Source organism: Marinobacter sp. M5B (genome assembly GCF_042604615.1).
GTDB lineage: Bacteria > Pseudomonadota > Gammaproteobacteria > Pseudomonadales > Oleiphilaceae > Marinobacter > Marinobacter salarius.
In genome coordinates this window covers 264,842-285,297 of the sequence record NZ_CP156894.1, presented here as the reverse complement: position 1 = coordinate 285,297, position 20,456 = coordinate 264,842, and the positions used below count along the sequence as shown (strand labels likewise).

The following is a 20,456-nucleotide window of genomic DNA, read 5'->3' as shown; positions in this document are numbered from 1 at the left end:
AGCCGTTGGGTGCGGGTTAAACGGCGTCAGGCCAGGCGCCGTAACCAGGTTTCACGCCGCAGGTAGATCACCATGATAACGGCTTTCACCACTTCATCCGCAACAAAGCCGGCAAACACACCCCAAAGGCCAAACCCGAGATAGAGCCCGAAGTACCAGGCCACGGGCACCCCGACACCGGCAAAGCCAATCAGGGTGATCACCATCGGTGCGCGGGTATCGCCACCGGCCCTCAGAATGCCCGGAATAATCATGGTTAACGCCGTGGCACCGCTGTAAAGAACGCTGAGGGCCACCATCCAGATCACCCGCTCCCGGGTTAAATCGCTGATTTCGTAGAACTGCAGGAACAAGGGGGTAAGCAATGCCACGATCAACGTCAGCAACGGCAGCACCAGCAACACCATGCGGATACCCATGGCGGTGTACGCTCGTGCCCGCTGCGGATGCCGGCCACCCAGCGATTCCCCCAGGGCAATGCTGGCGGCTTGCTGTAATCCGACACCCGGAGCCAGCGAAAACCCACGAATAATCGACGCCACCAAAAAGGCCGCGTAGGCTTCCGCACCCACCCGGTTAAACATCATGGTGTAAATAAACGCCGACCCTTGCCACAGAAAACCATCCACGGACAGCGGATACCCCAGGTACAGGATTCGCCTGAGCCGTTGCCACGCCAGCCCGGAGACGTCCCTTACCCGAGCATTGACCGCCGGATGGCGGAGAACGGCGCGTAGCATGAACACCGCCTGAAACAACCACGCCAGCACAGTGGCGATTGCAACACCGGGAAGCCCAAGAGGTGGGAACAGGGGCTCGGTTACGCCCTGAATGGCACCGCCAAACAGCAACAGGTAGTTACCCAGGGCGTTAAGCACATTGCCATACAGGGCCAGTCGCATGGGGGTGCGGGTGTTGCCGAGGGACTGGAGCACATACATGGCCACATGGGCAATCACCAGAGCAGGCAACCCCAGCCCGATGATCCACAGATAGCCATAGCCAATGCCCGGCAGCCCGGAGCGCTCCGCCGGAGCACGGAACAGGTCCGTAGTCAGCAAAGCCAGAAGCGACTCGCCAAAGACAATATACAGAGCCCCAATGGCCATGCCCGTAAACAGGCCGGCGGTCAGCAGGGTTGCCAGGGTCTCACGGATCTCGGCGTGCTTCCGGGCGCCGCGCAACTGGGCGGTAATCACGGCGCCACCCTCGGTCAAGGCCGCGTAGCAAAGCACCACCAGGAAGTTCAGCTGCAGGCAGATTCCCAGCGCTGCGATGGTCTGCTCACCGAACTGACCCACCATCAGGTTGTCCACCACGCCGGTGAGCTGAAACAGATAGAACTGGATAATGATGGGCCAGGCCAGGGTCATCAACCGCTGGCGCACGGGGCCTGAACTGGGGACCATAGGCCGTTCCGGAAAGGGTATTGCCAGATACTAACAAGCCGGGGCTGGCTTGCAGTCCTCCCCGAACGCCTTTTGGGGGGCGTAGGTTGCTCCTGGGCTATCGGTTGCTGAAAACAACACCCAGGATTCCTCACCGCCGCTTTTGCGGCAGTTTTCCCGTGTTTTTACTACGAATCGCCCCACTTTGCGCCAATCCCAGCAGGCGGCGAAACTTGGGGCACTCCATATGACTGGGCGCAGAACAAATCGCGGCATGCCTAAGACCATCGCGCATCGCTACCAATTCGTGAATGGTCCGATCCAGTTCGTCGGCCTTACTCACCAGCAGTTCCCTGTCGATGTTCGGATTTCCCTTCGACCCAATCATGCGGGCGATTTCATCAAGTGAAAACCCCACCGCACGTCCCAGCGCTATCAACGCCAGCCGCTCCAATATGCTGTCGTTGAAAACCCGGCGCAACCCTTGTCGGCCAATGGAGCTGATTAGCCCTTTCTCTTCATAGAAGCGCAACGTGGACGCCGGCACGCCAGACCGTTTAGCGACTTCAGCGATATCCATAAACACTCCTTGACCTCAAGTTGACTTGAAGTTGTACGATCTCAACAACGCGAAATCAAGAGGAATAAAGGACGAGTTATGAACCAACTACTTTTTATCGTATTCATCGGCATCGGAGCGACGGCTGTAACGGACTTGTGGGGGATCGTACGCAAGACACTGCTAGGCATTCCGCCCCCAAACTACGGGATGGTAGGACGCTGGATTGCCCATATGGCTCACGGGCAATTTCGCCACGACTCTATTGCAGCATCGTCTCCCAAGCGTGCGGAACACTTCATAGGGTGGGTAGCCCACTATCTGATTGGCACGGCCTTCGCTGCCTTACTCATTGGCATCTGGGGTGAGTCTTGGATTGATAACCCAACGATTGGTCCTGCACTCGTCGTTGGCATCGGAACCGTGGCTGCACCGTTCTTGCTGATGCAACCGGGCATGGGCGCAGGATTTGCCGCCTCCCGAACAAAAGACCCAACGGCAGCGCGACTGCAGAGCCTGATAACGCACACAGTGTTTGGTCTCGGCTTATTCGTATCCGGCTGGGCCACCCAAATCACTCAGTCACTGTGAACATCTCAGTCAGCAAACGATATCCAGGAGAACAGAATGCATATTCCAGCACGATTTTCCTCAATCTTATTCAGCGCCATGCTCTCGGCCATCATGGTCTGTATCGTATCCGCCTTTGTTCTTGCGACCTCGCAGGGGCTCCATTCCGGTTTCGCTGCACAGTGGCTCAAAAGCTGCCTGACAACCTGGCCAATCGCCTTCCCGACAGTCGCGATTGTGGCGCCGTGGGTGCGGCGGATCGTTGGGCGACTGACCGGTTAGATTCGGAGGTGATGATCACTCGCTGTAGGGCGACCGGTTAGTTGTAATGACTACCCTAGTTCCCTAAAGCGTGTAAATGCTGATGCGATCAGCGCTCCATAGATCGGAAGAAAAACCACTAAAAACAGCATGCGCGCCCTTGGAATGGAGCCGAAGTCGCAATGAAAAGGGCGTCGCTGTGCCTGCGCTGGTTAGCCATTTTTGGCGACACCCATGAGTACATCCAAAGCGCTACCTTCACTTTGCAGAGAAAAGGGAACCGATGTCGAACACTCAGCAAACCCCGCTTCCGTCAGTGCCGATTTAATCTGTTGCTCTGTGAATCCATACCCTTCATCGCCCTCTTCTTTGAGCCAATCCCACTGAACCAAGCAACCACCTTTGTTAAGTAGTTGTTTCAAAAGCCTGAGCGTTTTTACGTAATCGGGCACAAAGGCCAGCGCTGAGGAAGCCACCACAAGATCAAACTTCGGTGACAAAAGATTATTATTTTTGATCAGATCTTGATCTAGCTCTGATGCGATTGTTGCAACATTCTTCAGGCACTTATTTTCGAGTACTGAAATCATTTTTTGCGAAGCGTCGAGACCCACCACTGAGCTCGCTGCGTTCGACAACCTTTCGGTAAGCAAGCCCGTGCCGCAACCAAAATCAAAAATGCGAAGCCCCTCTAGCTGCACAGTATTTTGCAAGGCAAGGTAGGCGTTATCGGCATAATCAATGACGGCTTCATTGCTGTCCCACTCAGCTGCGTATTCATCCCAACTTCCACTCATTCTAGAAGGTTCCTTCGTTTATCTAATCTTTCCTAGCGCCAGCCGCAAAACGGCTGCTTGGGCGTCCCTCTATCAGCCTTTGTTAGGCGGACATGACTCGCTACGGCCTAATTTGAACTTTCTCATCTGGCGGAGCGCCTTCCTCGCACTTCTTACAGTTAAGAAGATGTCCGAGCATTTCATTCCGCGTATCTAACGTTTCCACCCAAGGTCGATTCTGCCAGGGCGGATTGTGCCTCACATGCTGAAAATGCCCGCATGACAGTTCCGCAACCCAATCGTCGAACTCATCTTTGTGGAATCCCGTGATTGGTTGGTTCATGGTCACCTAACGAATGATATGGACTCCCCCTGCTCCCTCGGCATCAATGTGCCACATTGAAGGTGTCGACATCTTCAACCCGAAGCAGGAGGAGTCATCATGAATGTTACAACCATTGGCATTGATCTGGCGAAAACTGTGTTCAGTATTCATGGCACCGACCAACACGGCAAGGTCGTGGTTCGCAAACGATTGAATCGGCCCAAGCTTTTGCCCTATATCGCACAACTGCCGCCGTGCCTGATTGGCATGGAAGCCTGCTCTGGTGCCCACTACTGGGCTCGTGAAATGACCAAACTCGGCCACGATGTCCGAATCATTGCTCCCCGCTTCGTCGCTCCCTATCGCAAGAGCAGCAAGAACGACGACAACGATGCCGAAGCCATCTGCGAAGCGGTTGGCCGCCCCAATATGCGCTTCGTGCCCATCAAAACCGAAGACCAGCAAGCCGTGCTGTGCCTGCATCGCATTCGTCGTGGGCTGACCAAGGAACGCACTGCGCAGATCAACCAGGTTCGCGGACTCCTAGCTGAGTTCGGACTGATCATCCCTCAAGGGCGTTATGCCGCAAGACGACGGGTTCCAGAAATCCTGGAGGATGCCGAAAACGGCTTGCCGATGCTCACGCGCCGCTTACTGAACAACATCAATCAGCGCATTCTCCAGCTTGATGAAGAAATCCTGGCTTATGACCGGGAGATCGAAGCCATGGCCCGACGCGATGAGCAGGCGCGGCGTCTGATGGCCATACCGGGTATCGGACCACAAACCGCCACCGCTCTGTTAGCCAGTGCGCCCGATCCCAGGCAGTTCAAAAGCGGGCGACACTTTGCTGCCTGGTTGGGCCTGGTGCCCCGACAATACTCGACCGGTGGCAAAGTTCGACTTGGGCGCATCACCAAACGTGGGGACAAATACTTGCGAATGCTGCTGATCCACGGCACCCGAGCGGTGATCGCGAAACTACCCGACAGGAACGATCGGCTCAGTGGCTGGGCCAGGGATCTGGTGGAACGACGCGGATACAAACGGGCAGCGGTCGCATTGGCCGCCAAGAATGCCCGGATTATCTGGGCGCTGTTAATGAACCAAACCGAGTTTAAAACACAGCCTGTAGAAGGCTGATAACGGGCAACAACGACAGGCAGAACACGCCTGCCAGCCGAGTCTTGCAACGGCAAGCGATGACGGAACGGTCAGACCGAGAGTGATTGAACCTGATGAATAATACGGCTGGAAAAGCCGACTAACGAATGAGGTTATCACTCACACGCATCATCATCCTGGCCCGGGCAACAGTGCCCACAAAGAGGCCGAATGTAGAGCTGCAGTCTAAAACCGCTTCGGATTCAAATGGCGTTGCTTGACCGCAGGGGGAGTCCATGTAGCCATTGTTCAGCAGCAGCCTTGGCATAGCGAAGCGGCGACAAGGCTGTCCGGTGGAGGGCCTCCAGGCCCGGAACGAACTGCAACTATTGGTTAGAAGATGCCTGACCCTCTTAACGGACTCGACGGTATTTTTCTGGTTTTTCGTTATTTGCAGTCAACGTCAGCACATTCCCAGATATAGATACCTCAGCAACGATTGCCCCCGCCAACCAAGCAATTCCGCCCAGACGTAATTTGATGCGATCTTTTTCAATGAACTCATAATCACCTGAAAAGGTGAGCCCTTGGTCACTGAAAATCACGGTACCTTCACTCAGGAATTCAACCTCTTCAGTACCATCAATTTCTCGCCACTCTCCTACAATTGCTTCCCGAGGATCAGTTGAACATGCCGTCATGGCCATGAGAGCCAGTAAAATCAAAACCCCTTTATAACACCTCGACGCCATCACTTTGACCCCAATCATGAATCGATCTGCTTTCCCCGTTTAGGGCTTCAAACTTCTAACGCTGAGCTAAGCGGCGCCCCGACAGGGGCGTCCGGTGGAGGCCGAAGGCCGGAACAAACTTAAGCGACTTGTTACATTTTGAGCTCGTCAATACGTTTGGCAATAGCTTGGCGATCTAGGTACTGGATAGCAATCTTGTTTTGGTTACTTAGCCTATTGATTATCGCTGCACCACCAATACAAAGGCCGCTCATGAAACACATAAAGAATAACCAGATCCCCGATAAAAATTTGTACTCAGTAGCGCCATAAACGATGATCAAGAGGAGAATCCCGAGTCCACCGAATACACCGCACCACAAGCCATTATTAGTCGCTATAGGCTGATCGATTGCCGTCAAAATTGACCGCAAGGTATTGAGTTCAAATTGTTGAGGGTCTTCAGCAGGCATAAAATTTCTCTACATGTAACAGCGTATTATACGAACCCGCTCGTATATCACCCATTCGTATAGCTCCAATTTCAGCCGCGCTGCCCGATTTAATAAATCACTTTAAAATCAAAAACTAACCAGAAATCTCCACGGCTACCGACGGAGTTATACGCCCTTGTTCGCCTCTAAGTTCCCCCCAAACATGGGCGTATAACTCCACAACACTATAGTCAGGTTCCAACAGTATCAGATACTTACAAGGGGTTCCCGCTCCTAACCTGGAGTTTTGCGAACCGGTTCGTATAACTCCAGCGTGCAATATCGGTTGTAGGTTTGGCCTTTTCGACATTCAGGGGCTCGCGGAAACGCTAAAACATCGGTGTACAGCAAGCTCGCCCGACGATAATGCTAAACTGGCCGCAGACTTATACCACCTCCAAAAGCAGGGCAACGCATTGAGCCAACTGAAACCTCTCGTTTCCAGGGAATGGCAAGCCTTCTGGCTGGCCATCGGTTTCCTGACACGCATCCCCATGCTGGTGCGTATCGACTATTCCCCCCGCCTGATGAATCAGTGCAGTGTCTATTTCCCTCTGGTTGGGCTGGTGCTCGGCGTCATTTATGCGGGGCTGTACATGGCTGTGGTGCAGCTTTGGAGCCCGCTGGTCAGTCTCATTCTTATTCTGGGTTTTCACCTGTGGATTACCGGCGCGTTCCACGAGGATGGATTGGCCGACAGTGTCGACGCGTTGGGCGGCGGGTATACCCTAGAAGCCAGGTTGCGGATCATGAAGGACAGCCGCATCGGCACCTACGGTACGGTGGCGCTGGTGGTCGCGTTGGTGCTGAAACTTGCGCTGCTGGCTGAAGCTCAACCGGTGTGGCTGGCGCTGATCCTGGCCCCGATGGTGTCGCGTCTCGCGCCACTGATGATCATGGGCTTCCTGCCGTATGTGACCGACCCGGACAAGAGCAAGAGCAAGCCGGTGGCCGAAGATTTCTCGCGTTCACGACTGGCGATTGCCACCGTGTTCACCGCGATTGTCTCTCTGGCCCTCATCCCGTTTGAGACCAGGGCACTGCTGTGGCTCGTTATCGCTACGCTGGGTACGGCCATTGTCTGGGGCGGGTATCTACGCCGGCAACTGGGTGGCTATACCGGCGATACCCTCGGGGCCAGCGTGGTGTTTGCGGAACTGGTCCTGCTGCTTGGGCTTGCGATGTAAAGGTTCAACGGTCAGTTCCGAATCCGGCGAGTTTTTCCGGATTTCGCTGGTACACTTTCCATCATGGACACATTAAACGATGACCTTTGCTACCAGGCACTGAAAACCCGTGACGCCCGATTCGACGGTCGCTTCTACACCGCTGTGTTGACCACCGGGATTTTCTGCCGCCCCATTTGCCCGGCGGTGACGCCCAAGCGGGGGAACGTGCGTTTTTACCCGTCTGCAGAAACGGCCATGGCCAACGGCTTTCGACCCTGTCTGCGGTGCCGGCCAGAAGCGGCACCTGGTAGCCCGGCTGCTGCCGGGGTTCACACCACCGTGGCCCGGGCAGTGCGGCTGGTGGACGAAGGTGCTCTGGATAACGGCTCCGTGGCGGACCTGGCCGAACGGCTGGGCATTACCGACCGCTACCTGCGACAGCTCTACAAACGCCACACCGGAGCCACCCCACAACAGCACGCCCAGGCCCGGCGTTTACTGCGGGCCCGGCAGTTGATTGTCGACAGCAACCTCAGCATGACCGAGATCGCGGAGATTGCCGGTTTCAGCAGCCTGCGCCGCTTCAATCACACCCTGAAAGAAGCCTACGGCAATGCACCGACGGCATTCCGCAGAGGTCTCAAGCCACCGCTCAAAGCCACACAGAACGGTGCAGACGATCTTTTTCTGCCGGCACACGACGACCTGGTTCTGTTCCTGCGGGCCCGGCCACCGTTCGACAGTGAGCAGTTACTGACCTTCTTTCGGGCACGGGCCATTCCGGGCCTGGAAGCGGTTGGCGCGCACCACTACGCGCGATCGCTCTGCATTGCTGGGCAACCGGGGCTGGTCATCTGCCGCCCAAGCGACAATCCCCCGGGGGTGCAGGTTATCCTTCGTGGGCCGGCACGGCAGTCCATTCTGGAGGTGAGTGCGCGGATACGCCGTTTGCTTGATCTGGATGCGGACCTGCCCGGCATCAGCGAACACCTGGCGCAGGACCCGCTATTGGAACCACTGGTCGCACGGCATCCCGGCCTGCGCGTTCCGGGCAGCTGGGAACGGTTCGAGTTTGCGGTTCGGGCCATTCTGGGGCAGCAGGTGTCCCTCTCCGCGGCGCGAACCCTGGCCGGGCGGCTGGTGGCTCGTTATGGGCGGCCCCTTCCCGACGATCTTGCCGGGGGCACGGGTATTACCCATAGATTCCCGGAACCGGCAGCACTCGTCGGCCAGCCGTTGAACAAACTGGGTATGCCCGGCAGCCGTGCAGACACCCTGGCACGAATCACCGCCCGGTTTGCCGAACCCGGTTTTGCCGAGCAGGATGGCAACACCCTGCTGGCGCAGTTGGCCCCCATGCGGGGCATCGGCCCCTGGACACTCCACTACCTGGCCCTGCGCGGCCTGGGGGATCCAGACGCGTTTCCCGCCAGCGATCTGGGCATACTCAAGGCTTCGGCCCATCTGGGCGGCCCGCAAGACGCCAAAGCCCTGACGCGCCACGCCGAACGCTGGCGGCCATGGCGGGCTTACGCAGCGCAGTACCTGTGGACATCACTGAACACCCATCCACCCCGGCAGGAGACACCATCATGACAACTCAGATTCATGTTAGCCGCTTTCCCAGTCCCGTTGGCCCCCTGAGCCTGGCCACGGTGGATGACCAACTGGTGCACCTGGACTTCGACGACAACGAAGAGCGCATGCACTCGCTGCAAAACCGCCGGTTCCGGCAGCCGGAGTGGCGCGAGCAACCGAACAGCGCCCCCGGGACCATTATCGAGTGGCTGAACGCCTACTTCTCGGGGGTGATCAAGCCCCTGCCGTGGAAGGACATCCGCTTGACCGGCACTGAGTTTCAACAACAGGTCTGGCAGGGGCTGACCGGGATTCCAGCGGGTGAGCACCGCTCGTACAGCGCGCTGGCAAACACCCTGGGCAACCCGAAGGCGGTGCGTGCCGTGGCTCGTGCCAATGCCCTCAACCCCATTGCCATTCTGATCCCCTGCCACCGGGTGATCGGAGCCAATGGTACGTTGACGGGCTACGCGGGCGGCCTGGAACGCAAGGCGTGGTTGCTGGACCACGAATCACGGAACCTGAAGAGGGTTTAACCCCACGGGGCTGTGCATTTGTGGCGATAATGGCGACAATCACTGCACGGATTTACCTTGCAAGGATCAGGAGCCCAGCCCCACATGTCATCGCAATCGCCTGTCGCCCCCACACAGGGCAAGCCGGAAGACAAACGCGCGCTCTGGTCCTGGGCGCTCTACGACTGGGCCAACAGCGCCTTTTTCACCATCATTCTGACCTTTGTCTTCGCTCAGTACTTCAGCGTGTCAGTGGTGCAGGACGAGGTAAAAGGCACGGAAGCCTGGGGCAACATCGTTGGCATTGCCGGTGTGTTCATCGCAATCCTGGCACCGATATTGGGGGCCATTGCAGACCAGTCCGGCCGTCGTAAACCCTGGTTTATCAGCTTCACCCTGCTTTGCGTGGTCTCCTGCGCCATGTTGTGGACGGTCACGCCGGAGCAGAATCAGTTCTGGAACGCAGCACTGTGGGTCGGCCTGGGTACACTCGGCGCCGAGTTTGCGTTCATTTTCTACAACTCCATGCTGCCGGATCTCGCAAGCCCGGCGCGAACCGGGCGCTGGTCAGGCTGGGCCTGGGGGCTGGGTTACACCGGCGGCGTGCTGAGCCTTATCGTGGCGCTGTATGGCTTTATCGAAGCCGATGCCAACCTGTTCGACCTCAATCGGGACAGCGCCGAGCACGTGCGTGCCACGTTTGTGCTGGTAGCGGTATGGTATCTGGTATTTGCCCTGCCGGCCTTTATCTTTGTTCCGGACCGCCCATCCACCGGCCTGGGAATTGCCGCCGCCACCCGCGCCGGGTTCCGGCAACTGAAGGAGTCCATCGCCCAGGTTCGCCAGTACAAGGACATCGTGCGCTTCCTGATCGCCCGCATGCTCTACACCGATGGCCTGGCCACTATCTTTACCTTCGGCGGGGTGTACGCGGCGGGTACCTTCAATTTGGGCTCTACGGAAGTGCTGCAATTCGCTATCGCCCTGAACGTCACCGCAGGCCTGGGTGCACTGGGATTCGCCTGGGTGGATGACGCCCTCGGCGGGCGCAATACCATCCTGCTGTCACTGATCGGGCTGGGCTGCAGCGCCCTGGCCATTCTGGTGGTGGACGGCGCCACCGCGTTCTGGGTATGGGGCATGATCCTGGGCATCTTCGTGGGGCCGTTGCAGTCCGCCAGCCGTTCCCACCTGGCCCGCATCGCCCCGCCGCACCTGCAAACGCAGATGTTCGGCCTGTTCGCGTTCTCTGGCAAAGCCACCGCGTTTGCTGGCCCGCTGTTGGTGGGTTGGGTCACGGCCGTCACTGACAGCCAGCGCTGGGGAATGAGCACCATTCTGGTGTTCCTGGTGATTGGCTTCCTGCTGATGTTGACCATACCGGCCAGCGAAACACGGGAATCGGAAGCAACCGGCTAACACCTTCAGGGCGCGGCGCTGGCTATCCATCCGATAATGGCGACCGCGGCCAACAGTCCGAGCCACAACCACACGCCGCGATGTACAAGTTGGATAGCCGCATCAATGGTCTCGGCCGATGCCGGTTCACCCTCACCAAGCACGGGCCGTTGCTTGATGCCTGAGGCGTAGGGCGCAGGGCCACCGAGTACAACACTCAAAGCCCCGGCCCCTGCCGCCATGACCGGGCCGGCGTTCGGGCTGTCCCAGGCCGGCGCCTGTGCCCGCCAGCAACGAAAGCCGCCACGGACATCGCCAAGCAGGCTGTAGGTCAGCGCCGTGAGGCGAGCGGGTACCCAGTTCAATACGTCGTCCAGCCTCGCCGCAGCGCGGCCAAAATACTGGTAGCGATCAGTTCGATACCCCCACATGGCGTCCAGGGTGTTCACCAGCCGGTGAAGCAATACGCCTGGAACGCCGGCTACGAGAAACCAGAACAGGCTGGCGAACACGGCATCGGCGCCGTTTTCCAACATGGACTCGGTCGCGGCTATCGCAATGCCATTGTCATCAAGCGCCGCTGCATCACGACTGACGATACGGCCAACCTGCTCCCGGGCATTCTCAAGATCGCCCCCATGCAACGCGTCAGACACGGCACGGCCATGCTCCGTCAGGCCACGAATGGACAAGGCGAAATACAACACCACAGCCTGAACCAGCATGTATTCCCAGTTCCCCAACCACCAGCGCAACCACTCGGCTGCCGCCAGTACGGGTATCACCGCGATGAACAGGGCCAGGAACCCGAGAACCATCGATCCTGCCATTCGCTCAGGTAGACGATTCATTCTCTGTTCCAGGAAGGCGGCGACATGCCCAAAGCCAACGAGCGGGTGCCACCGTCGCGGCTCACCCAGCCAGCGGTCCAATACGACGGCGATACAACAAGCTGTCACGGCAAGAATGAAGGCGTTCAAATCAGCAATGTCTCTTCGAGCGGGCGGTGGGTTGTCGTGATCGAAAGGAAGTCTAACCGAGTGGCTGCTATCCTTGACACTTTTTCAGGCCGGGTAGACCATCTTCGGCTCCCGACACTTTGCCACCTCAGGATCCAACCATGCCGCTGCCTTCCTGCTGGACACAGCCGTTGCCACCCTCCGACACCCATTTTTGCGAGCGGGCACGGCAACGCCAACACGTGCTCACCAAGCCCCGGGGGTCTCTGGGGCAGCTGGAAGACGTAGCGATTACACTGGCGGGCCTTCAGCGCACGCAACATCCGCAGGTCGACCCTGTCCGCATCGCTGTTTTCGCGGCGGATCACGGCGTCTGTGCGGAGGGCGTATCCGCGTACCCCCAGGAAGTCACCGCCCAGATGATTGCGAACTTTGCCAGCGGGGGTGCGGCTATCAGCGTGTTGGCTCGGGAACTGGGAGCCTCGCTGGAAGTGGTAAATCTCGGAACCGTCGGCGACGTTCCGCCGTTGACCGATGTACGTGATGAGCAGATCGCAGCGGGCACCGCCAATCTGACCACAACCGACGCGATGACGCCGGGCCAGTTTGAACAGGCGCTGGCCAGTGGTGACAGGGCCGCCGCCCGCGCCGCGGATGACGGGTGCCGACTGTTTGTGGGCGGCGATATGGGCATCGGCAATACCACCAGTGCCACCGCCGTGGCCTGCGCGTTGCTGGAACAAAGCCCGGAAAACCTGGCTGGGCCGGGCACGGGGCTGGACGCAGCCGGCGTGTCTCGAAAGTGTGAGGTCATCGCCCGGGCGCTGGCCGGGCATGGCAACAACCGTGATCCTCTGGCGGTGCTGGCCTCCCTCGGCGGGTTCGAGATTGCTGCGCTGGCAGGCGCCATTCTGGGCAGCGCGGCGCGCGGCATTCCCGTACTGGTGGACGGATTCATTGTTTCCGTTGCCGCCTTAGTAGCTGTTCGCCAACAACCACAACTGCGGCACTGGCTTGTGTTCGCCCATCGTTCGGCGGAACCGGGGCACCAGGCCGTGCTCGACGCCATGAATGCCAGGCCGTTGCTGGATCTGGGCATGCGCCTGGGTGAAGGCAGCGGCGCTGCGGTGGCGGTTCCGCTGCTTCGCAGTGCCTGTGCCCTGCACAACCAGATGGCCAGCTTCGCTGACGCCGGCGTGACCGACAAGGACGAGGGCTGAAGCGGGGATGACCAATAACCAGAACAGCACTGCGTTTTTCGACCTGATCCGTCATGGTGAACCTGCCGGCGGGCCCATGTTCCGGGGCAGCAAGGATGATCCACTGAGCGACACCGGCTGGCAGCAGATGAACGCGGCTATCAGGGACGATGACCAGTGGGATGTGATCATCACCTCCCCACTGCTGCGCTGCCGCCTCTTCGCAGAACAGTTGGCGGAGCAACGTCAGATTCCGTTGCACCAGGAGCCACGGCTGAGGGAGATTGCGTTCGGTGATTGGGAGGGCAGAACCTCCGAGAACATCATGGCCGATACGCCCGAGGCGCTGAACCGCTTCTGGAGCGACCCGGTTCGTTATCCTCCGCCCGGTGGAGAGGCTATCACCGAGTTCCGGCAAAGGGTCAGCAGCGCCTGGCAGGATTGGCAAACCCAAGCGGCAGGCAAGCGGGTACTCGTGGTATGCCATGGCGGCGTGATTCGCATGCTCCTGGCGGAGGTGATGGGTATCCCCACTGAACGCTCTTTTTCAGCGTTAACGGTACCCTACGCCTGCCGCAGCCGTATCCGCGTGGACATCTCGGAGCATGGCCTGCTCAGTTGCCTGCAAACGCACGGCGCATAATCAGCCTTTCAACGTTTGCGACAGCCCCGCCACGCTCATCAGCACCCGCTCACAACGGGCGGCAAGATCCTGGTTGAGCCACCCCAGTTCATCGCAGAAACGGCGGGTGAGCGGGTCCATGCCGATGGTACCCAGGCCCACTTCATTACTGACAATCACGATTGGGCCCGGGTAGTTCTCCAGTGCCCGCAGGAAGGCGGTACGCTCACGGGCAAACACTTCATCGCCGGCAAACAGCAGGTTGCTCACCCACAGGCTCATGCAATCCACCAGCAACAAGGGTGGTTGTGGTTCCCTGGCGTAACCATCCAGCAGGGAGGCCAGCTTCAAGGGCTCTTCTGCCAACCCCCATTCCGGCGGCCGATTCTGCCGGTGGCGGGCCACCCGCCGGGTCATTTCTTCATCGTCGGCGGTCGCCGTTGCAACATAGACCACCGGTGAACCGGCGTCACAGGCAATACGCTCCGCCAGCGCGGTTTTGCCGGATCGAATGCCCCCAAGGACCAGTGTATGAATAGCAGACAAAACCCAACCTCTCGTGTGTAAACCAACGCTATCTTGCCCAACATCATGGCCGTAAAACAGCGCCACTGCTATATTGCGTGATAAATTCCAGAGGCGTAACCGGTGCGAAAAGGAAGCGAACAATGCAGGCAGAGCTGATCGAGATACGCAACCACCTGGCCCAGCACGCCCCGTTTGATGAAATGCCGGAGAATGTCCTGGATCGTATTGTCTCCAGCATCGAAGTCGCCTATTTCCGCGCTGGCACAGACATTCTCACGCTGGGCGAACGAAACACCTACCTGCACTATGTGCGCAGCGGCGCCGTCGAGATTTATCGCCGCTCTGGCGAGCTATACAACCGCATTACCGAAGGTGAGATTTTCGGTCAGTTTGGTCTGCTGATGAACAAAACCGTGCGGTTTCCGGCCAAGGCTATTGAAGACTCCCTGATCTACCTGATTCCCGACGAAATATTTCAATATTTGTGGGAAAACGACGAAAATTTCACCGATTTTGTCGAAATTGAAGACCATTCACGTCTTCGGTCGGCACTTTCACGGCGGGAGAAATCGAATCAACCGATGACAGCACGGGTGACCCGGCTGATTTCCCGCGAGCCGGTTATGGCACCCAATACCGTGCGCCTTCAGGAGGCCGCCCGAATCATGACGGACCGGGGAGTGTCGGCCCTCTTGCTGATGGACGAGAGCGGCAAACAGCCCCGGCTTTCAGGCATCATTACCGACCGTGACCTGCGCACCCGCGCCCTCTGCGAGGCACTGCCGTCGGAAACACCCATCAGCGACATCATGACGGAAGAGCTGATCACTACCCGTTCCGACGCCTTCATTTTCGAGGCCATGCTGACCATGCTGCACAACAACGTGCACCACCTGCCGGTAATGGAGGGTGACAAGGTGCGGGGTGTGATTGCACTGTCGGACATCGTCAAACACGAATCCCAGAGCAGCCTGTATCTGGTCAGTAACATCTATCATCAGCAGGATGTGAAGGGCCTGAAGCGCTTGAGCAAGGACGTGCCCAACACCTTTGTGCGCATGGTCCGTGAAGATGCGAACTCCCATATGATCGGCAGTGCCATGGCTGGCATCGGGCGCACCTTCAGCCAACGACTGCTTGAGCTGGGAGAGGAGAAGCTGGGGCCACCACCCGTGCCTTATTGTTTTATGGCACTCGGCTCCATGGCCCGGGACGAACAACTCGTTGTCACCGACCAGGACAACGCCATGGTGCTGGACGACAGCTTCGATCCGGCCCAGCACGACGAGTATTTCCTCGCCCTGGCGAAGTTCGTCAGTGATGGCCTGGCAGAGTGCGGCTACAGTTACTGCACCGGCGATATCATGGCCACCAACCAGAAGTGGCGACAACCGCTGCGGGTGTGGAAGGAATACTTCGCCGACTGGATCGAAAATCCCAAAGCGGAGGCGCTGCTCAACAGCAATATTTTCTTCGACCTGGACGGCATCCATGGCCGCACCGAATACACCGAAGAATTGAAAACCTTCATTGCGGATAAAGCGAGCAATAGCCAGCGCTTCCTGGCCATGCTGGCCCGCAACGCCCTCAACCGCACGCCACCGCTAGGCTTTTTCCGTACCTTTGTGATGGAGGAAAGCGGCAAGCAGGCCAAGACCTTCAACCTGAAGCGCCGCGGCACGGCACCGGTGTCGGATCTGATCCGGGTGCATGCCCTGGCCTGTGGCTCACGGGCACAGAATACCTTCAACCGGCTCAAGGCCATTGGGCAAACCAAACTGATCCCGGAAGATGGCGTTGATAACCTTCGGGATGCCTTCGAGTTTATTGCCATAGTACGTATTCGACATCAGGCCCTCTCCATCGAAGCAGGAAGAGAGCCAGACAACAATGTGCGGCCGGAAGACCTTTCGCCATTCGAGCGCAGTCACCTAAAAGACGCTTTTCAGGTGGTCGGCCAGGCACAAAAGTTCCTCAAATTCCGCTACAACCCCCAGGCTACCCGGAATGTCTGATGGTAAGACAGCACAGATCGACACTTTGTCCTGGCCCGAACAGTACCGGGAACGGGCAACACAAACGAAAGACCCGCGACTGAAGACGTTCTACGAGGCAGGTTGTGTGGCGCCGGAAACGCCTCTGAGCGACGTCCCGTTTGTAGCCGTGGATTTCGAAACCACCGGCCTGGACCCTGACAGTCACTCCATCGTCAGTATCGGTGTGGTGCCCTTTACCCTTGACCGTGTGCAACTGGGTGGTTCGCGGCACTGGCTGGTGAAACCGCAACTGCCGTTACACCAGACCTCTATCACGATACATGGCATAACCCATGCCGATATCGACAAGGCCCCGGATCTGGCCGACGTACTGGACGAATTTCTGGAAAGCATGGCCGGGCGCGTACCGGTGGTGCACTACCGCAATATCGAACGTCCGTTCCTGAACATGGCACTGAAGTGGCGAATCGGGGAGGACATACGCTTTCCGGTGATGGATACCATGGCCATTGAGGCTTACCTGCATCCGAACCGGAAACGCTCCTGGTGGCAGAAGTTGAAGGGTCAGCAGCCGATCTCAATTCGGCTGGCAGACAGCCGGCGGCGGTATGGGCTGCCACACTACCCACCGCACAATGCCCTGGTGGATGCGCTGGCCAGCGCCGAGTTGCTGATGGCGCAGGTCCAGCATCACTTTTCGCCAGAGACCCCCATCGGGGATCTCTGGCTGTAACGGGTTGTCTTAGTTGGAAGCGGTACGGCTGGCTTCTTTCACTTCACTGATCAGCGCGCCATAACCTTCCTTCTCCATGTTCTCCAACGGGATGAACCGGAGCGCGGCCGAGTTCATGCAGTAGCGCAATCCCGTTGGCGCCGGGCCGTCGTTGAACACATGCCCGAGGTGGGAATCCGCATAGCGGCTACGGATCTCCGTACGGGTCATGAAGAAGCTGTTGTCCTCTTTCTCCACCACCATGTCCGGGCTGATCGGCTTTGTAAAGCTGGGCCAGCCAGTGTTGGACTTATACTTGTCACGGGAAGAGAACAGCGGCTCGCCGGACACAATGTCCACGTAGATACCGGCCCGTTTTTCATCGTAATACTCATTACGATAGGCAGGCTCGGTGCCATCCTCCTGGGTGATTTCGTACTGCGTCTCGGTCAACCGTGCCTTGAGTGTTTTGTCGTCAGGCTTGGTGAACGTGTCCGGATTGAATGCCTCAACCCGGCTGAGGTTCATGCCGGTATTGCCCTCAGATGCTTTGTTAACAGTGGCCTGTGCGGAACCACCGTTGTTCTCGGGGCGATACTGCGCATAGTCCACTTTCTCGTCCTCGCCCCAGACTTTCTCGATAAACTGGTAGCGGCCGGAGTTGAAGGTGTAGAACTGGTAGCGCACCGGGTTCTTCTTGTAGTAATCCTGATGGTATTCCTCGGCGTCGTAGAACGCTTCGAAAGGCACCACTTCAATCTTGACCGGATGATCGTAACGGCCGGATTCTTCCAGTGCCTTTATCGAGGCTTCGGCAGCGCGCTTCTGGGCGTCGTTGTGATAGAAAATCGCCGGCCGGTACTGTTTGCCCCGGTCCACATACTGGCCTTTCACGTCGGTCGGGTTGGCCGTACGCCACAGAGCCTGGAGCAGGCCTTCGTAGGTGATCGTGTCAGGGTCGTAGTACACCTGGACCGCCTCGGTATGGCCTGTGCGGCCACCAGCTACCTGTTTATAGTTCGGGTTCTTCTCGTCGCCGCCACTATAACCAGACACCGCCTCAACAACGCCGGGTACTTTCTCTTCATACGCCGCTTCCACGCACCAGAAACAGCCACCAGCGAACGTAGCAACCGCCAGGCCTGGGTCATCCGGGGCGTATTGTGATTCCGTCCCTTTGGAGGCGCCAACCTGGAAACCGGTCAATGCGAACGCTGCCGCAATAGACGTCAGTAACAGATACCGTTTCATAACCTTAACCTCTTGCCTTTTGAATACTGAGACCAGTTTGCACGGGATTCATCACATCACTTTCTCCAGTTTATTACGTTTGTATAACGCCGGAGAGATCATTATGGATGCAGGCAGCCTATTCGGGTGGCCCTACCGGTAAGCGTATGCAGAAGGATGCCCCGCCGGAGCTCAGGTTCTCAACGCAGATATCACCGCCCTGAAGACTCATGATCCTACGGGCGATAGCCAGCCCCAGGCCGGCGTGGCCGGAACCGCCGGACGACTCGCCCCGGTAGAAAGGATCGAAAATGTGGGGCAGGTCCTCCTCCGGAATACCGGGGCCACTGTCGTGCACACAGACCTGCGGCAGCCCATCCGCCTGCCCGAACACCACTTCAATGCGGCTCTCCGAGGGACTGTAGGCAATGGCATTGCCGATCAGGTTGTCCAGTACCCGCTCGGTCATGGCCAGGTCCGCGTACGCCAGGGGGAGGTCCGGATCGCCATCCACCACAAGTTCCAACTGCCGGGTGCTGGCTTCCTGTCCATGTTTCTGGACTACATCGTGCACCAACTCCGCCAGCGGAAAGGGTTCCGGCACGGGCTGCTTTTCCCGGGCCTCGAGAGCAGCAAGCTCAAACAGCTCGTCCACCAGGCGGCTCAGGCGTCGGCCCTCCTTTAGGGCAATGTCGAGAAAGCGGTCCTGCTCTTCCGCGGTCAGCCGGTCACGCCTGAGCTTGAGGCTTTCGATATAGCCCTGCATCGAGGCCAGCGGCGTACGCAGGTCATGGGACACCTGGGCCACCAGTTGCCGGCGCTGGGCGTCTTTTTCCGTCAGCAGTTCGATCTGGGACGCAATTCGGCTGGCCATGTCATCAAAGGTGGCACCCAGGTAGTCAATTTCGTCGCGCACCACTGGCCGCCGGCCCCGCCAGGTGCTCTGTAGGGCCTGTCGACTCATGTCACTGTGCTCGAAATCTTCCACCAGCCGGGTCAGCAAGGTCAGCCGTCGTGTCAGCAGCCGGAAGACCGCCAGCCCCGCTATCATCACCACCGCCAGACTGATAATCAGAGCCCAGGCGCTCAGTTCCACCAACTGGCCACCCCGGGCCATGGTTTCCGCAGCATCGTATTCCTCGCCGCGCAGCACCACATAGAGATACCCTTCAGGGTTTTCAACCGACGGCACCGGCGTTACGGAAAAGACTTTCTGCCGGTCATGGCTGCGGGGGTCGTCGCCCAGTACCGGGTAGCTGTCCATATCGTTCATCAGGCGGCGGATGGGTTCGAGCGAGACCTGCTTGCGTTTGATCTTCGCCGGATCAGCGGAGTAAGAGAGAATGGTGCCGTCCAAATCCAGCAGGTAGATTTCAATGCTGGGATTGATGGTCATGTACAGCGCAAAGAGTTCTTTCAGGGCGCCGCGGTCGAGTTCCCCTTCACTGACCAGATTCCTGTCTGCCACCAGGTCTTTCGCCAGATCCCGGTGCAGCTCCTGATTAACAGACGCGTTGTACTCCCGCAGGGAATACAAGCTGAAAAAGGTGTACAACAGACCAACGGCCAACAGTAGCAGGAAAAGACCTAACGTCAGCCGGGTGTAGAGTGTCTTCAGCATGGTTCAGTCCCGGAAGCGATAGCCCACCCCCCAGACGGTTTCGATAAACTCCGGTCGCGCCGGGTCTTGCTCAATCTTGCCGCGCAGACGATTAATGTGGGTATTGACGGTATGCTCGTACCCTTCGTGATTGTATCCCCAGACCTTGTCCAGCAGCTGAACCCGGCTGAAGACTCGTCCCGGGTGGCTGGCAAAGTGCCAGAGCAGGTCGAACTCGCGGGCCGTCAGTTCCACCTCCTGTTCCCATACGAACACTCGGCGCCGGGCCGGATCGATACGCAAACCTTCAGTGTCCAATTCACCCAACTCTTCGGGCCCGGACGTTTCGCCTGACGAACTCGACATGGCGTCCACCCGCCGGAACAGGGCTTTCACCCGTGCCGACAGCTCGGCCACGCTGAAGGGTTTGGTGAGGTAATCGTCCGCCCCCATCTCCAACCCCAGTACACGATCCAGCTCCGTGCTTTTCGCTGTCAGCATCAGCACCGGCACATACCCGGGGCCGGAGCGAATCTCCCGACACACCGAGAGACCGTCCATTCCAGGCAACATCAGATCAAGCACCACCAGGTCGATGTCCCCTTCGCGAAAACGCTCCAGCCCGGTATCGCCCCGGTCACAGAGAACCGCATTCATGCCAAGGTCCGCCACGTGCATTCGCACCAGCTCCCCGATACCCGGGTTATCCTCAACAATCAGTACGTTTCGTGTCATAAGTTA

General features: G+C 58.4%; 22 protein-coding genes. 11 read left to right on the top strand and 11 right to left on the bottom strand.

The genetic code is table 11. The annotated features are described in order from the left end of the window. Positions 1 to 26: 26 nt before the first annotated feature. Together AAGD24_RS01270 and AAGD24_RS01265 are read right to left on the bottom strand one after the other, a co-directional pair. Positions 27 to 1,409, bottom strand: coding sequence for an MATE family efflux transporter (locus tag AAGD24_RS01270; RefSeq protein ID WP_199447657.1), 1,383 nt, complete (start codon positions 1,407 to 1,409; stop codon positions 27 to 29). A 130-nt stretch (positions 1,410 to 1,539) separates the two neighbouring features. Next, a complete protein-coding gene (locus AAGD24_RS01265) occupies positions 1,540 to 1,968 on the bottom strand; it encodes a helix-turn-helix domain-containing protein (RefSeq protein WP_075195515.1) in 429 nt (142 codons plus the stop codon). Between the two features lie 78 nt (positions 1,969 to 2,046). On the opposite strand from AAGD24_RS01265, the gene AAGD24_RS01260 reads away from it, so the two are divergent. Both AAGD24_RS01260 and AAGD24_RS01255 read left to right on the top strand, forming a co-directional pair. Then, on the top strand, positions 2,047 to 2,538 hold the full coding sequence (locus AAGD24_RS01260) for a DUF2938 domain-containing protein (RefSeq protein ID WP_199480269.1): 492 nt from the start codon (positions 2,047 to 2,049) through the stop codon (positions 2,536 to 2,538). A gap of 36 nt (positions 2,539 to 2,574) precedes the next feature. Further along, positions 2,575 to 2,799: a DUF2798 domain-containing protein gene (locus AAGD24_RS01255; RefSeq protein WP_227664787.1), complete on the top strand. Its 225-nt coding sequence runs from the start codon at positions 2,575 to 2,577 to the stop codon at positions 2,797 to 2,799. Between the two features lie 191 nt (positions 2,800 to 2,990). Here AAGD24_RS01255 and AAGD24_RS01250 read toward each other — a convergent pair whose 3' ends face one another. Further along, positions 2,991 to 3,575 carry a class I SAM-dependent DNA methyltransferase gene (locus AAGD24_RS01250; RefSeq protein WP_379866274.1) on the bottom strand — a complete coding sequence of 195 codons (585 nt, stop codon included), beginning with the start codon at positions 3,573 to 3,575 and terminating at the stop codon, positions 2,991 to 2,993. Positions 3,576 to 3,675: 100 nt separating this feature from the next. Beyond that, positions 3,676 to 3,897: a DUF3565 domain-containing protein gene (locus tag AAGD24_RS01245; RefSeq protein WP_199480267.1), complete on the bottom strand. Its 222-nt coding sequence runs from the start codon at positions 3,895 to 3,897 to the stop codon at positions 3,676 to 3,678. Between the two features lie 99 nt (positions 3,898 to 3,996). Between AAGD24_RS01245 and AAGD24_RS01240 the strand changes: the two genes are divergently transcribed. Further along, complete coding sequence (locus AAGD24_RS01240) at positions 3,997 to 5,022, top strand: IS110 family transposase (RefSeq protein ID WP_379866272.1); 1,026 nt, start codon at positions 3,997 to 3,999, stop codon at positions 5,020 to 5,022. 374 nt (positions 5,023 to 5,396) lie between these two features. Here AAGD24_RS01240 and AAGD24_RS01235 read toward each other — a convergent pair whose 3' ends face one another. Beyond that, positions 5,397 to 5,753: a hypothetical protein gene (locus tag AAGD24_RS01235; RefSeq protein ID WP_379866271.1), complete on the bottom strand. Its 357-nt coding sequence runs from the start codon at positions 5,751 to 5,753 to the stop codon at positions 5,397 to 5,399. A gap of 113 nt (positions 5,754 to 5,866) precedes the next feature. Then, complete coding sequence (locus AAGD24_RS01230) at positions 5,867 to 6,187, bottom strand: hypothetical protein (RefSeq protein WP_379866269.1); 321 nt, start codon at positions 6,185 to 6,187, stop codon at positions 5,867 to 5,869. Positions 6,188 to 6,624: 437 nt separating this feature from the next. Here AAGD24_RS01230 and cobS point away from each other — a divergent pair, with 437 nt between their 5' ends. From cobS to AAGD24_RS01210, 4 genes are all read left to right on the top strand, one after another. Then, positions 6,625 to 7,395 carry an adenosylcobinamide-GDP ribazoletransferase gene (gene cobS, locus AAGD24_RS01225; protein WP_085681888.1) on the top strand — a complete coding sequence of 257 codons (771 nt, stop codon included), beginning with the start codon at positions 6,625 to 6,627 and terminating at the stop codon, positions 7,393 to 7,395. Between the two features lie 63 nt (positions 7,396 to 7,458). Beyond that, the gene (locus tag AAGD24_RS01220; RefSeq protein ID WP_305936271.1) at positions 7,459 to 8,973 is read left to right on the top strand and encodes a DNA-3-methyladenine glycosylase 2 family protein; all 1,515 of its coding nucleotides are present in this window, start codon (positions 7,459 to 7,461) and stop codon (positions 8,971 to 8,973) included. Further along, entirely contained in the window at positions 8,970 to 9,491 is a 522-nt protein-coding gene (locus AAGD24_RS01215) for a methylated-DNA--[protein]-cysteine S-methyltransferase (protein ID WP_305936272.1), read from the top strand. The genes AAGD24_RS01220 and AAGD24_RS01215 overlap by 4 nt, the downstream gene beginning before the upstream one ends. Before the next feature lie 84 nt (positions 9,492 to 9,575). Next, on the top strand, positions 9,576 to 10,889 hold the full coding sequence (locus AAGD24_RS01210; RefSeq protein ID WP_305936273.1) for an MFS transporter: 1,314 nt from the start codon (positions 9,576 to 9,578) through the stop codon (positions 10,887 to 10,889). Positions 10,890 to 10,894: 5 nt separating this feature from the next. On the opposite strand, the gene cbiB is transcribed toward AAGD24_RS01210, so the two are convergent. Then, entirely contained in the window at positions 10,895 to 11,836 is a 942-nt protein-coding gene (gene cbiB / locus AAGD24_RS01205) for an adenosylcobinamide-phosphate synthase CbiB (protein ID WP_305936575.1), read from the bottom strand. A 152-nt stretch (positions 11,837 to 11,988) separates the two neighbouring features. On the opposite strand from cbiB, the gene cobT reads away from it, so the two are divergent. Together cobT and AAGD24_RS01195 are read left to right on the top strand one after the other, a co-directional pair. Beyond that, the gene (cobT, locus tag AAGD24_RS01200) at positions 11,989 to 13,047 is read left to right on the top strand and encodes a nicotinate-nucleotide--dimethylbenzimidazole phosphoribosyltransferase (protein ID WP_305936274.1); all 1,059 of its coding nucleotides are present in this window, start codon (positions 11,989 to 11,991) and stop codon (positions 13,045 to 13,047) included. A 7-nt stretch (positions 13,048 to 13,054) separates the two neighbouring features. Next, positions 13,055 to 13,669 carry a histidine phosphatase family protein gene (locus AAGD24_RS01195; RefSeq protein WP_305936275.1) on the top strand — a complete coding sequence of 205 codons (615 nt, stop codon included), beginning with the start codon at positions 13,055 to 13,057 and terminating at the stop codon, positions 13,667 to 13,669. Here the strand turns inward: AAGD24_RS01195 and cobU are convergent, their stop codons facing one another. After that, positions 13,670 to 14,185, bottom strand: coding sequence for a bifunctional adenosylcobinamide kinase/adenosylcobinamide-phosphate guanylyltransferase (cobU, locus tag AAGD24_RS01190; RefSeq protein WP_085682073.1), 516 nt, complete (start codon positions 14,183 to 14,185; stop codon positions 13,670 to 13,672). It abuts the gene before it with no gap. A 131-nt stretch (positions 14,186 to 14,316) separates the two neighbouring features. Here cobU and AAGD24_RS01185 point away from each other — a divergent pair, with 131 nt between their 5' ends. Together AAGD24_RS01185 and AAGD24_RS01180 are read left to right on the top strand one after the other, a co-directional pair. Next, a complete protein-coding gene (locus AAGD24_RS01185; RefSeq protein WP_036202158.1) occupies positions 14,317 to 16,191 on the top strand; it encodes a putative nucleotidyltransferase substrate binding domain-containing protein in 1,875 nt (624 codons plus the stop codon). Continuing rightward, entirely contained in the window at positions 16,184 to 16,906 is a 723-nt protein-coding gene (locus tag AAGD24_RS01180; RefSeq protein WP_379866266.1) for a 3'-5' exonuclease, read from the top strand. Before AAGD24_RS01185 ends, AAGD24_RS01180 begins: the two co-directional genes overlap by 8 nt. A 9-nt stretch (positions 16,907 to 16,915) precedes the next feature. On the opposite strand, the gene msrB is transcribed toward AAGD24_RS01180, so the two are convergent. From msrB to AAGD24_RS01165, 3 genes are all read right to left on the bottom strand, one after another. After that, a complete protein-coding gene (gene msrB / locus AAGD24_RS01175) occupies positions 16,916 to 18,136 on the bottom strand; it encodes a peptide-methionine (R)-S-oxide reductase MsrB (protein WP_075195528.1) in 1,221 nt (406 codons plus the stop codon). A 118-nt stretch (positions 18,137 to 18,254) separates the two neighbouring features. After that, positions 18,255 to 19,736 carry a sensor histidine kinase KdpD gene (locus tag AAGD24_RS01170; RefSeq protein WP_091641519.1) on the bottom strand — a complete coding sequence of 494 codons (1,482 nt, stop codon included), beginning with the start codon at positions 19,734 to 19,736 and terminating at the stop codon, positions 18,255 to 18,257. A 3-nt stretch (positions 19,737 to 19,739) separates the two neighbouring features. Then, a complete protein-coding gene (locus AAGD24_RS01165; protein ID WP_036202148.1) occupies positions 19,740 to 20,450 on the bottom strand; it encodes a response regulator transcription factor in 711 nt (236 codons plus the stop codon). Between the last annotated feature and the right edge of the window lie 6 nt (positions 20,451 to 20,456).